15 protein-coding genes are annotated in these 12,104 nt (G+C 66.6%); 4 read left to right on the forward strand and 11 right to left on the reverse strand.

Going from position 1 to position 12,104, the window contains the following annotated elements; all coding sequences use genetic code 11:
• The first annotated feature begins 186 nt into the window (after positions 1 to 186).
• The 3 genes from HMPREF2924_RS01000 to HMPREF2924_RS01010 all read left to right on the forward strand — a co-directional run bounded on the left by HMPREF2924_RS01000 (position 187) and on the right by HMPREF2924_RS01010 (position 2,742).
• Complete coding sequence (locus HMPREF2924_RS01000) at positions 187 to 987, forward strand: transporter substrate-binding domain-containing protein (RefSeq protein ID WP_003125684.1); 801 nt, start codon at positions 187 to 189, stop codon at positions 985 to 987.
• Positions 988 to 1,052: 65 nt separating this feature from the next.
• Positions 1,053 to 2,015, forward strand: coding sequence for an amino acid ABC transporter permease (locus tag HMPREF2924_RS01005; RefSeq protein ID WP_003103450.1), 963 nt, complete (start codon positions 1,053 to 1,055; stop codon positions 2,013 to 2,015).
• Positions 2,008 to 2,742, forward strand: coding sequence for an amino acid ABC transporter ATP-binding protein (locus HMPREF2924_RS01010; RefSeq protein ID WP_003095906.1), 735 nt, complete (start codon positions 2,008 to 2,010; stop codon positions 2,740 to 2,742). Before HMPREF2924_RS01005 ends, HMPREF2924_RS01010 begins: the two co-directional genes overlap by 8 nt.
• A gap of 7 nt (positions 2,743 to 2,749) precedes the next feature.
• On the opposite strand, the gene HMPREF2924_RS01015 is transcribed toward HMPREF2924_RS01010, so the two are convergent.
• From HMPREF2924_RS01015 to ubiE, 11 genes are all read right to left on the reverse strand, one after another.
• The gene (locus tag HMPREF2924_RS01015; RefSeq protein WP_003135810.1) at positions 2,750 to 3,211 is read right to left on the reverse strand and encodes a UPF0158 family protein; all 462 of its coding nucleotides are present in this window, start codon (positions 3,209 to 3,211) and stop codon (positions 2,750 to 2,752) included.
• Between the two features lie 109 nt (positions 3,212 to 3,320).
• Entirely contained in the window at positions 3,321 to 5,264 is a 1,944-nt protein-coding gene (locus tag HMPREF2924_RS01020; protein ID WP_023124788.1) for a methyl-accepting chemotaxis protein McpK, read from the reverse strand.
• A gap of 211 nt (positions 5,265 to 5,475) precedes the next feature.
• Complete coding sequence (locus HMPREF2924_RS01025) at positions 5,476 to 6,183, reverse strand: 16S rRNA (uracil(1498)-N(3))-methyltransferase (protein WP_003095898.1); 708 nt, start codon at positions 6,181 to 6,183, stop codon at positions 5,476 to 5,478.
• Entirely contained in the window at positions 6,180 to 6,983 is an 804-nt protein-coding gene (gene tatC, locus HMPREF2924_RS01030; RefSeq protein WP_003095896.1) for a twin-arginine translocase subunit TatC, read from the reverse strand. Before tatC ends, HMPREF2924_RS01025 begins: the two co-directional genes overlap by 4 nt.
• Positions 6,980 to 7,405, reverse strand: coding sequence for a Sec-independent protein translocase protein TatB (tatB, locus tag HMPREF2924_RS01035; protein WP_003135795.1), 426 nt, complete (start codon positions 7,403 to 7,405; stop codon positions 6,980 to 6,982). Before tatB ends, tatC begins: the two co-directional genes overlap by 4 nt.
• Positions 7,406 to 7,418: 13 nt before the next feature.
• Positions 7,419 to 7,667 (reverse strand): twin-arginine translocase TatA/TatE family subunit, encoded by a 249-nt coding sequence (locus HMPREF2924_RS01040; RefSeq protein ID WP_003095893.1) that lies wholly within the window; start codon positions 7,665 to 7,667, stop codon positions 7,419 to 7,421.
• Between the two features lie 25 nt (positions 7,668 to 7,692).
• Positions 7,693 to 8,028, reverse strand: coding sequence for a phosphoribosyl-ATP diphosphatase (locus tag HMPREF2924_RS01045; RefSeq protein ID WP_003095892.1), 336 nt, complete (start codon positions 8,026 to 8,028; stop codon positions 7,693 to 7,695).
• The gene (hisI, locus tag HMPREF2924_RS01050; RefSeq protein WP_003095888.1) at positions 8,021 to 8,425 is read right to left on the reverse strand and encodes a phosphoribosyl-AMP cyclohydrolase; all 405 of its coding nucleotides are present in this window, start codon (positions 8,423 to 8,425) and stop codon (positions 8,021 to 8,023) included. Before hisI ends, HMPREF2924_RS01045 begins: the two co-directional genes overlap by 8 nt.
• A gap of 115 nt (positions 8,426 to 8,540) precedes the next feature.
• Positions 8,541 to 10,142, reverse strand: a complete 1,602-nt coding sequence (ubiB, locus tag HMPREF2924_RS01055) for a ubiquinone biosynthesis regulatory protein kinase UbiB (RefSeq protein ID WP_003095885.1) — start codon at positions 10,140 to 10,142, stop codon at positions 8,541 to 8,543.
• Positions 10,139 to 10,765: a ubiquinone biosynthesis accessory factor UbiJ gene (locus HMPREF2924_RS01060; RefSeq protein ID WP_003110866.1), complete on the reverse strand. Its 627-nt coding sequence runs from the start codon at positions 10,763 to 10,765 to the stop codon at positions 10,139 to 10,141. The genes ubiB and HMPREF2924_RS01060 overlap by 4 nt, the downstream gene beginning before the upstream one ends.
• Positions 10,766 to 10,779: 14 nt before the next feature.
• Positions 10,780 to 11,550: a bifunctional demethylmenaquinone methyltransferase/2-methoxy-6-polyprenyl-1,4-benzoquinol methylase UbiE gene (ubiE, locus tag HMPREF2924_RS01065; RefSeq protein WP_003103462.1), complete on the reverse strand. Its 771-nt coding sequence runs from the start codon at positions 11,548 to 11,550 to the stop codon at positions 10,780 to 10,782.
• Positions 11,551 to 11,685: 135 nt separating this feature from the next.
• Here ubiE and HMPREF2924_RS01070 point away from each other — a divergent pair, with 135 nt between their 5' ends.
• Positions 11,686 to 11,961 (forward strand): polyhydroxyalkanoic acid system family protein, encoded by a 276-nt coding sequence (locus tag HMPREF2924_RS01070; protein WP_003095874.1) that lies wholly within the window; start codon positions 11,686 to 11,688, stop codon positions 11,959 to 11,961.
• Positions 11,962 to 12,104: the final 143 nt, after the last annotated feature.

The raw sequence follows: 12,104 nt of genomic DNA on the forward strand, positions 1-12,104 counted from the left end.
TTTTCCCCGTGCGGCGCTGCTGTTACCCTGCGCCGGCAATCCAGAAAGTCTCGTATCGTTCGCCAGCTGAGGTACTATCGGCCGCCTTTTGCGCAGCCGGTCATGGCCTGCTGCCCGCCCGGGACGGCGACACGACGAGAGCATCCGTTCGACGACTGTGTTTCTAAGACTGCTGGGGATTGGGGAATGAAAAAGTATCTTGCTTCATTGGTTCTGGGCGTCTGCGCCCTGGTGGGCGTGGCTTCGGTCCAGGCGGCCGGCGCGGTGGAGGACGCGGTCAAGCGCGGCACCCTGCGGGTCGGCATGGACCCGACCTACATGCCGTTCGAGATGACCAACAAGCGCGGCCAGATCATCGGCTTCGAAGTCGACCTGCTCAAGGCCATGGCCAAGTCCATGGGCGTCAAGCTGGAGCTGGTCTCCACCAGCTACGACGGCATCATCCCGGCGCTGCTGACCGACAAGTTCGACATGATCGGCTCGGGCATGACCCTGACCCAGGAGCGCAACCTGCGCCTGAACTTCTCCGAGCCCTTCATCGTGGTCGGCCAGACCCTGCTGGTGCGCAAGGAGCTGGAAGGCAAGATCAAGTCCTACAAGGACCTGAACGATCCGCAGTACAGCATCACCTCGAAGATCGGCACCACCGGTGAGATCGTTGCCCGCAAGCTGATCAGCAAGGCCAAGTACCACGGCTTCGACAACGAGCCGGAAGCGGTGATGGACGTGGTCAACGGCAAGGCTGACGCCTTCATCTACGACTCGCCCTACAACGTGGTGGCGGTGAGCAAGTTCGGCGCCGGCAAGCTGGTCTACCTCGACCAGCCGTTCTCCTACGAGCCGCTGGCGTTCGGCCTGAAGAAAGGCGACTACGACAGCATCAACTTCATCAACAACTTCCTCCATCAGATCCGCGAAGACGGCACCTATCAGCGCATCCACGACAAGTGGTTCAAGAACACCGAGTGGCTGAAGGAAATGGAATGAACCGCTGACGGCCCCCGCGAAGGGGGCCGTCGTACCTGCGCATTCCATCGTTCGAGAGAGTTTCCGTGACCAAGAAGAAACGTTCCGTCTGGCCCTGGCACCTGCTGACCGGGCTGATCCTGCTGGTCCTGGCCTGGGCGCTGTGGTTCTCCACCTCGCTGATTTCCTATGAATGGCGCTGGAACCGCGTTCCGCAGTACTTCGCCTACCAGGCCGAGGAGCCGTTGCGGGCCAACGAGATCGGCCGGGTCGAGGCTATCGAGGAACAGGGCAGGGACGCGCGCGTCACGCTGCTTGGCGAGAGCGGCGAGAAGCAGGTCGTGACCGTCGCCCAGGACAGCCTGCAATTCTCCGAAGGCGACGACGTGGCCGAGGGCGACGCGGTCGGGGTGACCCGCCACTGGGCCGCCGGCCCACTGCTCTGGGGCCTGTGGACCACCCTCTGGCTATCGCTGGTGTCCGGTGCCATCGGCTTGGCGATCGGCCTGGTTGCCGGCCTCTGCCGGCTGTCGAAGAACCCGACCCTGCACGACCTGTCGACGATCTACGTCGAGCTGGTGCGCGGCACGCCGTTGCTGGTGCAGATATTCATCTTCTACTTCTTCATCGGCACCGTGCTCAACCTGTCCCGCGAGTTCGCCGGGGTCGCGGCGCTGGCGCTGTTCACCGGCGCCTACGTGGCCGAGATCATCCGGGCCGGCGTGCAGTCCATCGCCCGCGGACAGAACGAGGCCGCCCGCTCCCTGGGCCTGAACGCCGGCCAGTCGATGCGCTACGTGATCCTGCCGCAGGCCTTCAAGCGCGTGCTGCCGCCGCTGGCCGGGCAGTTCATCAGCCTGGTCAAGGACACCTCGCTGGTCTCGGTGATCGCCATCACCGAACTGACCAAGAGCGGCCGCGAGGCGATCACCACCTCGTTCTCCACCTTCGAGATCTGGTTCTGCGTCGCCGCGCTGTACCTGCTGTTGAACCTGCCCCTTTCGCACATGGCATCCCGACTGGAGCGGAGGCTCGGACAAAGTGATTGAAGTACGCAACCTGCTGAAGGTCTTCGATACCCGCGGCCAGGTAGTGCGCGCGGTGGACGACGTGAGTACCCGCGTGGCCAGGGGCGAGGTGCTGGTGGTGATCGGTCCGTCCGGTTCCGGCAAGTCGACCTTCCTGCGCTGCCTGAACGGCCTGGAGGAGTTCGACGAAGGCTCGGTGAGCATCGACGGCGTCGACCTGGCCGACCCGAGGACCGACATCAATGCCTACCGCCGCGAAGTCGGCATGGTGTTCCAGCATTTCAACCTGTTCCCGCACATGACCGTGCTCGAGAACCTCTGCCTGGCCCAGCGCGTGGTGCGCAAACGCGGCAAGGCCGAGCGCGAGGCCAAGGCGCGGGCGTTGCTGGCCAAGGTCGGTATCGGGCAGAAGGCCGACGAATATCCCTCGCGCCTGTCCGGCGGCCAGCAGCAGCGCGTGGCGATCGCTCGCGCGTTGTGCATGGACCCCAAGGTGATGCTGTTCGACGAACCGACCTCGGCGCTCGATCCGGAGATGGTCGGCGAAGTCCTCGACGTCATGAAGACCCTGGCCGTGGAAGGCATGACCATGGTCTGCGTGACCCACGAGATGGGCTTTGCCCGCGAAGTGGCCGACCGCGTGCTGTTCTTCGACCACGGCAAGCTGCTGGAGGACGCGCCGCCGGCGCAGTTCTTCGACAATCCGCAGGACCCCCGGGCCCAGGCCTTCCTCCGCCAGGTCCTCTAGTATCGCGCTAGGCGAACGGCTTGCCCGGCGGCGGCAGGAGCGACGTCGGACTCTGCCGCGCGGCCGGCTGGATATCGTTGTCCTCCAGCCAGTCCAGCGCCCATTCGCGCAGGCGCTCGTTCTGGTAGCGGTACCAGTCCTGCAACAGTTCCGGGTACTCCATCAGAGAGTGCTTGAAGGCCTTGAACGGCTTGCGGCTCTGCAGCGCGTTGGCGAGCGTCGCATAGGCGTGCGGCTCTTCCACCTCGCGGAGGAAATCCTGCATCAGTCCCAGCGACTGGGTGGTGCTCAGCGGGTCGATCAGCAGCAGGCGTTCCGGCTCGTTTTCCAGCAATGCGTCCAGTTCGGGATCGGGCGCCTCGGCGGAGATCAGCAGCACCTTGCCGCTGTGCAGGTCGAGGTAGTGGTCGATTCCCGGAGTATCCAGGGCGAAGGCCAGTTCGTCGATATCGATGGTCATCGGGCGCATGGCGTCATCTCCCAAAAGGCGAAAGCCTGATCCTACGCAAAGGTGCCCCTCCTGTCCGCTTTCGATGGACGGGAGGGGCTGCCGATGCAAGGAGGATCCTCTCGGGATGTTACAGGCGGAAGCGTCCCACCTGCGCCTGCAACTGCGTGCCCAGGCGCGCCAGTTCGCCGCTGGAGGCGGCGGTCTGCTCGCTGGCGGCGGCCGACTGTTCGGCGACGTCGCGCACGCTGAGGACGCTGCGGTTGATCTCCTCGGCCACCGTGCTCTGTTGCTCCGCGGCAGTGGCGATCTGCAGGTTCATGTTCTGGATGTCGGAGACGGTGCGGGTGATGCTGTCCAGCGCGGCGCCGGCGCGGCGCGCCAGTTCCACCGTGCTGGCGGTCAGCGAGCGGCTGTTCTCCAGGCGTTCGGCGGCTTCACCGGCGCCCTGCTGGAGACGCTGGATCAGGCCCTCGATCTCGGCGGTGGACTGCTGGGTGCGCTGGGCCAGGCCACGGACCTCGTCGGCGACCACCGCGAAGCCGCGTCCGGCGTCGCCGGCGCGTGCCGCTTCGATGGCGGCGTTGAGCGCCAGCAGGTTGGTTTGCTCGGCCACCGACTTGATCACGTCGAGGACGCTGCCGATCTGCTCGCTGTCGTTCTTCAGGCGCGCCATGGCTTCGCTGGAAACGTCCATTTCGGTAGCCAGGCGCTCGATGCGGGTCACCGCCTGGTCGACCACCGCGTCGCCCTGGCGCGCCTCTTCATCGGCCTGGCGAGCGGCCTGGGAGGCCAGCTCGGCGTTGCGCGCGACGTCCTGCACGGTGGCGGCCATCTCGTGCATGGCGGTGGCGACCTGGTCGGTCTCCACTTTCTGGCTGTTGACCCCGGCGCGGGTCTGCTCGGTGACCGCCGAGAGTTCCTCGGCGGAGCTGGCCAACTGGCTGACGCCGTCGCCGATCCGCCCGACCAGCTCGCGCAGGCTGTCGCCCATGCGCTGCATGACTCGCTGCAACTGGCCCAGTTCGTCGCGGCGCTGGAGGGTCAGGGGATTCTGCGGACGCTTGCCGAGGTCGCCGGCGGCGATGGCCTCGGCCTGCGCGAGGGCTTCGTCCAGCGGCCGGACGATCTGCCGGTTGATCGCCCAGCCGGCGACGCAGCCGAAGGCCAGGGCCAGCGCGGCGATCAGCCAGAGGCTGGCGCGGTCGCGGCTGGCGGTGCTCTCGCGCAACTGGCGACCGGCTTCGGTGAGGGTCCGGCCGGCCCGGGCCATATCCTGGGTGCTGCTTTGCATCGCTTGCTGCGCCTGGCGCGTGCGGACGACGCCGGCACGGAACTGCTCGATGCCGCCACGATAGCCCTGGAGGCTGCGCATGGCCTGTTCCAGCGCCGCATCGGCCTCGCCGGGCAATTGGCCTCGTAGCGTCGTGCCGGCCTGGCGGAGGGCGTCGAACGCGGCGAACGCGGCCTGCTCGGCCTTGTCGCTGCGCTCGAAGACGTAGCCGCGCACCTGGTAACGCAGCATGAGCAACTGTTGGTGCAGGTCGGCCACCGCACGGCTGCGTTGCAACGCCTGCGGGTCGCCGGCCTGCTGCGCGAGGCTGGCGTCCATCAGTTCCTCGAGGCGGGCGAAGCTGTCCAGCGCCTGCTGTGCAGTGCCCACCAGCACACCGCGGGCGGCGCTGCGTTGCTGATCGGCTGCGGCGAGGTCGTCGAAGGCCTTGCGGTAGGCTTCGATGGCTTCGGCCTGGTGGGCCAGGGCGGCCGGGTCAAGCTCGCTGTCGCGCAGCGCCTGCAGGCGCTGGAGCATCCCGGCCAGGGTTTGGCGGACCTGCTCGGCCTGGCGCGGGTCGCTGCCGGCTTCGAATGCCAGGCGGCCTTGTTCGGCTTGCTGGGCCTGTTCCATCAGGCTGGCGACTTCGGCGAGCTGCTCGCTGAGGGCGGTCTGGTGCGTGAGGGTGCGGTTGCTGCTGATCACCACCAGCAGAAGCAGCGCGAGGAGGACACCGAAACCGACCATCAGCTTGCGGCTGACGCTCAGCTTGGCCAGTTGGAGAACCCACCAATCGTACATCGTCATTACTCCAGGCAGTGCGACACCCTGGGTTGGCAGCCCCATGGCGTGGCGGAACAGGTAATGGCTCAGCGTCGTCGCGTCCGGCGTGCGGGCGCGGAGGGCCGGTACGTGGCCGGCGGGCGAGGTCTTATGGTTGTCGTGCGGAGCCCTGCGCGACAGAGGATGTCGGCCGGGCGGGGAAAACCTTCAGTCTTTTACCGGAGTTTTTTCAGAACAACCGCGCAAGCAAGGCGCTGACCGCGGTTTCCACGCGCAGGATACGTTCGCCGAGCTGCACCGGATGCAGTCCGGCTTCGCGCAGCTTGTCGACCTCGTAGGGAATCCAGCCGCCTTCCGGGCCGATCGCCAGGGTCACCGGCTTCTCCACCGCGCGCGGACAGGCCGGCCAGGGGCCGGGATGGCCGACCAGGCCGAGGCTGCCGGCGGCCAGGGCCGGCAGGCGGTCTTCGACGAAGGGTTTGAAGCGCTTCTCGACGATGATTTCCGGCAGCACCGTATCGCGGGCCTGCTCCAGGCCGAGGACCAGGTTCTCGCGGATCGCCGCCGGGTCGAGGAACGGGGTCTGCCAGAAGCTCTTTTCCACGCGGTAGCTGTTCAGCAGCACCAGCTTCGGTACGCCCATCGCGGCGATGGTCTGCAACACCCGGCGGAGCATCTTCGGTCGCGGCAAGGCCAGCAGCAGGGTGATCGGCAGCTTGGCCGGCGGCGGCTGGTCGAAGCGCACCTCCAGGGTCGCCTCGCTGGCGTCGAGCTTCAGCAGGCGGCCTTCGCCCATCCAGCCGCCGAGGCGGCCGACCCGCAGGGTGTCGCCGTTCTCGGCGCGGTGCACTTCGTGCAGGTGCTTGAGGCGGCGATCGTGCAGGACCGCACGATCCGCCGACACGAAGTCGGCGTCGTCGAGGAGCAGCAGGTTCACTGGCGGGTGGCCGGAGGCTGGTCGCCGTCGCTGGCCGGTTGATCGTCTGGATGCTCGCCGCGCTTGCGTACCAGGCGGCCGAACAGCAGGCCGATCTCGAACAGCAGCCACATTGGCACCGCGAGCATGGTCTGGGAGAAGATGTCCGGCGGGGTCAGGACCATGCCGACCACGAAGCAGCCGATGATCACGTACGGGCGGATCTTCTTCAGGTACTCGACGTCGACCACCCCGATCCAGATCAGCAGCACCGTGGCCACCGGGATCTCGAAGGCGACGCCGAAGGCGAAGAACAGGGTCAGGACGAAGTCCAGGTAGCTGTTGATGTCCGTCATCATCGCCACGCCCTCGGGCGTCACGCTGGCGAAGAAGTGGAAGATCATCGGGAACACCAGGAAGTAGGCGAAGGCCATCCCGGCGTAGAACAGGATGATGCTGGACACCAGCAGCGGCAGTGCCACGCGCTTCTCGTGCTTGTACAGGCCGGGCGCGATGAAGCCCCAGACCTGCGCGAGGATCACCGGCATGGCGAGGAACAGCGCCACCACCATGGTCAGCTTGAACGGCGCGAGGAACGGTGAGGCGACGTCGGTGGCGATCATGCTGGTGCCTTCCGGAAGGAAGCGGCGCAACGGCTCGGAGACCAGGGTGTAGATCTTCTGCGAGAAGTAGAACAGGCCGGCGAAGATCAGAAAGATCGCCGCCACGCTGCGCAGCAGGCGCGTACGCAGTTCGGTCAGGTGCGAGACCAGGGGCATTTCCTGGTCGTGCTCGGGCTGCTCGGGTTTATCGGCGCTCATGGATTACGCGGCGTCTCGGACGGTGGCGAAGGGGGAGTGGAGGTAGCGACTGCCGGCGGTGCCGCGGCGTCCGCGGGCGGAACCGCAGGCGTGCTGGTCGGCGGCGGCGTGGGTACGCTCGGCGCCGGGCTCTCGGCCGCCGGCGGCGGGGTTTCCTGCGGGGGATTCTGGCCGGTCAGCGGGGCCAGCAGCTTCTGCGCTTCGCGCTCCATCGAGAGGATGTGCTCGTTGTGCAGTTGCCGGCGGATCTCGTCCGCACCGATTTCCCGTTCCACTTCCTGCTTGATGGTATTGAAACTGCGCTTCAGGCGGCCGATCCACAGGCCGGCGGTACGTGCGGCGCCCGGCAGGCGCTCGGGGCCGAGCACCAGCAGGGCGACCAGCCCGACCAGCAACAGTTCGCTGAAGCTGATTCCGAACATCGATGGCTACCCGTCAGTCCTTGCGCGCCGGCTCTTCGACCTTCTGCGCCTGGGCGTCGATGGTGTGCGGCTGGTTCAGCGGTTGGGCCGGCTGGGCGGCGGGCTGGTCCTTCTTGTCGTCTTCCTCGGTGTTCACCGCCTTGCGGAAGCCCTTGATCGCTTCGCCGACGTCGGAACCGAGGTTCTTCAGGCGCTTGGTGCCGAACACCAGTACCACGACGATCAGGATGACGATCCAGTGTTTCCAGTCAAAAATGCCCATGTCGTATTCCTCGCAATGTGTAGGTTCAGGCCGATGGTTGGCGGGCGGCTTTCTCGGCGTGGCCGGAAAGGCCGAAGCGGCGCTCCAGTTCGTCCAGCACGGCTTGCGGATGCTGGCCGAGGGCCGAGAGCATCACCAGCGAGTGGAACCAGAGGTCGGCGGTTTCGTAGATCAGGTCCTGGCAGTCGCCGCTGGCCGCGGCATCCTTGGCGGCGATGATGGCTTCCACCGACTCCTCGCCGACCTTCTCCAGGATCTTGTTCAGGCCCTTGTGGTACAGGCTGGCCACGTAGGAACTGTCGGGCGCGGCGTTCTTGCGCTCCTCGAGCACCGCCGCCAGACGGGTCAGGGTGTCACTCATGGTGGTGTCCTGCGTGTTCGTAGATGGCGTCCGGGTCCTTCAGCACCGGATCGACGGTCTTCCAGGCGCCGTTCTCGAAGACGCGGTAGAAACAGCTTTCCCGGCCGGTATGGCAGGCGATCCCGCCGACCTGCTCGACCATCAGGATGACCACGTCGGCGTCGCAGTCCAGGCGCAGTTCGTGCAGCTTCTGCACATGCCCGGACTCCTCGCCCTTGCGCCACAGCTTGCCACGCGAACGCGACCAATAGATTGCACGGTTCTCGCTGGCGGTCAGGGCCAGCGCCTCGCGGTTCATCCAGGCCATCATCAGCACGCGCCCGGTCTCGTGATCCTGGGCGATCGCCGGGACCAGGCCGTCGGCGTTCCAGTGAATCTCATCCAGCCAGTCTTTCATGGTCTTTCCACGTTCGTTGCCGGTACGTTGCGTGCGTTTCCGGCGGAAATGGGAGTAGTGTGCCAGCCGGGAGCGCGACTGGCTATCGGCGCGGGCCTAGTGGCCGTGCGCGGCGCTAGCGGCGCAGGATCAGGAACACCCCGCCGGCCAGCATCACCCACGCCGGCCAGGCTTCCAGCTGCTGACCCAGGCCGACCTCGGCGGCGCCGACCAGCAGCACCGCGCCCACCAGGCGCCCGAGCCAGTCGTGGCGGGAACCTTTCCACTCCGGCGGCGGCGCATTGTGGGCGTGCGGTTGTGACAGGCGTTCGAGGGTATCGCGGGCCATTTGCGACAGGTGCGGCACCTGCTCGACCTGTTGCTGGAAATTGCGCAGCAACTGCTTCGGGCTGACCCGTTCGCGCATCCAGCGCTCCAGGAACGGCTGTGCGGTGGCCCACAGGTCGAGTTCCGGGTAGAGCTGGCGGCCGAGGCCTTCGATGTTCAGCAGGGTCTTCTGCAGCAGCACCAGTTGCGGCTGGATCTCCATGTTGAAACGACGCGCGGTCTGGAACAGGCGCAGCAGGACCTGGCCGAAGGAGATGTCCTTCAGCGGCTTCTCGAAGATCGGTTCGCAGACGGTACGGATCGCCGCCTCGAAGTCGTTGACCTTGGTTTCCGCCGGGACCCAGCCGGAGTCGATATGCAGTTGGGCGACCTTGCGGTAGTCGCGCTTGAAGAAGGCGATCAGGTTGCGCGCCAGGTAGTCCTGGTCCTCGTCGGTCAGGCTGCCGACGATGCCGCAGTCCACCGCGATGTATTGCGGGCTCCAGGGCGCGCGGGTGCTGACGAAGATGTTGCCGGGGTGCATGTCGGCATGGAAGAAGCTGTCGCGGAACACCTGGGTGAAGAAGATCTCCACGCCGCGCTCGGCCAGTGCCTTGAAGTCGGTGCGCTGGTCGCGCAGGGTTTCCAGGTCGGTCACCGGGATGCCGTAGATGCGCTCCATCACCAGCACCTTGGGCCGGCACCAGTCCCAGTAGACCTGTGGCACGTAGAGCAGCGGCGAGCCTTCGAAGTTGCGCCGCAGCTGCGAGGCGTTGGCTGCCTCGCGGAGCAGGTCGAGTTCGTCGACGATGGTCTTCTCGTAGTCGCTGACCACTTCCACCGGGTGCAGGCGCCGCGCCTCGCTGGAGACCCGCTCGGCGAGGCGGGCGAGGATGAACAGCCAGGCGATGTCGGAGCGGATCACTGGTTCCAGGTTCGGCCGGATCACCTTCACCACCACTTCCTCGCCGCTCTTCAGGCGCGCGGCGTGGACCTGGGCCACCGAGGCGGAGGCCAGCGGTTCGCGTTCGAAGCGGGCGAAGACCTGTTCGATCTTCGCGCCCAGTTGTTCCTCGATGCGCTTGACCGCCAGCTCCGGCGGGAAGGGCGGCACCTTGTCCTGCAGCCAGGCCAGTTCGTTGGCGATGTCGTCGGGCAGCAGGTCGCGGCGGGTGGAGAGAATCTGGCCGAACTTGATGAAGATCGGTCCGAGGTCCTGCAGCGCCAGGCGCAGGCGCGCGCCGCGGGTCAGTTCCAGCTTGCGCCGCGGCAGCCAGCGCCAGGGCAGGGTGGCACCGAGCAGGCGCAGCCACCAGGGCAGCATCGGCAGTTCGAGGATCAGGTCGTCCAGGCGGTAGCGGATGACGACGCGCTGGATGCGCAGGAGGCGGCGGACAGCGAGGAGCTTCATGCGTCGGGCTTGGTCTTTTGGCTGAGGCGTCCGACGCGCGCGTCGAGACGATCGAGGGCCAGCTTCAGCTGGTCCAGTTCGGCGAAGCGGGCTTCGGCTTCGTGCTGGCCGACCAGCGTACGGCTTTCCTCGGCAAGGTAGTCGGCCAGGTTCAGGCGCAGGCTGTGCAGGCTCTGCGCGCTCCAGCGCGAAGCGTCGCGCAGGCCGCTGCCGAGCACCTGGGTGGCGAGCGGGCCGAGCCAGCGCGACAGTTCGTACTCCCAGTCCAGCTCCAGGCTCTGCAGGATGCCGGCCAGTTCCAGCAGGGCCGCGCTGTCGCCGTCCATGCTGACTTCCGGGCTGTGCAGGACGCGGGTCTTGTCGCGCGCCAGGGCCAGGTGCAGGAGGTTGCCGGCCGGCGCACGCAAGGTGCAGTCGACCTCCGCCTCATGCTGCGCGGCGAAGTGCAGGCCGTCGCCGGCGGGCAGGATGAAGACCCGCAGCGGCGGGCTCAGGCAGTCGACCTCGATGACCTTGGTGGAAAGCCTGCGCAGGCGCGGCAGCGCTGTCCCGTCGAGGCGCAGGACGCGATTGATGCCGGTTTCGGCGGCGGCCAGCACGGCCTGGATCAGCAGCGAGCTCATCGGCGCGCCCTCGGTTAAGGCTTGATACCGCGGTGCAGGGCGACGATGCCGCCGGTCATGTTGTGGTAGGTCACGCGGTCGAAGCCGGCTTCCACCATCATCGCCTTCAGGGTTTCCTGGTCGGGGTGCATGCGGATCGACTCGGCCAGGTAGCGATAGCTCTCGGAGTCGTTGGTGACCAGCTTGCCCATCAGCGGCAGCAGGCTGAACGAATAGGCGTCGTAGGCCTTGGACAGCAGGTTGCTGCTCGGCTTGGAGAACTCCAGCACCAGCAGGCGGCCACCGGGCTTGAGCACGCGCAGCATGGAGCGGATCGCTTCGTCCTTGTGGGTGACGTTGCGCAGGCCGAAGGCGATGGTCACGCAGTCGAAGTGGTTGTCCGGGAAGGGCAGCTTCTCGGCGTCCGCCTGGACGAAGCTGACGTTGCCGGAGACGCCCTTGTCGAGCAGCTTGTCGCGGCCGACCTTGAGCATCGAGGCGTTGATGTCGGCCAGCACCACCTCGCCGGTCGGGCCGACCAGGCGCGAGAACTGCCGGGTCAGGTCGCCGGTGCCGCCGGCGATGTCGAGCACGCGGTTCCCGCTGCGCACGCCGGACAGCTCGATGGTGAAGCGCTTCCACAGGCGATGGATGCCACCGGACATCAGGTCGTTCATCAGGTCGTACTTGGCTGCCACCGAGTGGAATACCTCGGCGACCTTCTTCGCCTTCTGGCTTTCCGGAACGTTCTGGTAGCCGAAGTGGGTGGTGGGTTCGGCGTCGGCGCCTTTGCGGGGATCGTTCATGACGTTCTCACCTGGAAAGAATGCCGGGCATTCTAACAGGATGTGGGGAAAGTGCTGTGCCGCCGTCCGACGGCGCGGGTGCGGTGTTTTGTCTGGCCGCGTATAGTTTTCCGATCTGCAATCAGGAGTCGATCCATGTCGCGTATCCACATCGAACGTCCGCACAGCCTGGGGCTGGACGCCGCACGGGCCAAGGCGGAGAAACTGGCCGAACGTCTGGCGAAGGAGCACGGCGTGCAGTGCGAATGGCAGGGCGACGAGCTGACCTTCAAGCGCAGCGGCGTCGACGGCAGGATCGCGGTGGGGGCGGACAAGGTCGCGGTGGACGTCAAGCTCGGCCTGATGCTGTCGGCCATGAGCGGCCTGCTCAAGGGCGAGATCGAGAAGGCGCTGGACAAGGCGCTGGCCTGATCCCGCCGGGCGTTCGCCGTCCTGGCGGCGCCCATCTTCCGCTTAGTATGCGGTTTCTAATTTTCCCCGATACCTTGCTCTCACGCTGCCAGCGTTCCGGCGGCGCCTGCGGTTTCTTCAACCCAACGAGCGTGAGGTGCCCC

Source organism: Pseudomonas sp. HMSC063H08 (genome assembly GCF_001813645.1).
Classification (GTDB): Bacteria; Pseudomonadota; Gammaproteobacteria; order Pseudomonadales; family Pseudomonadaceae; genus Pseudomonas; species Pseudomonas aeruginosa.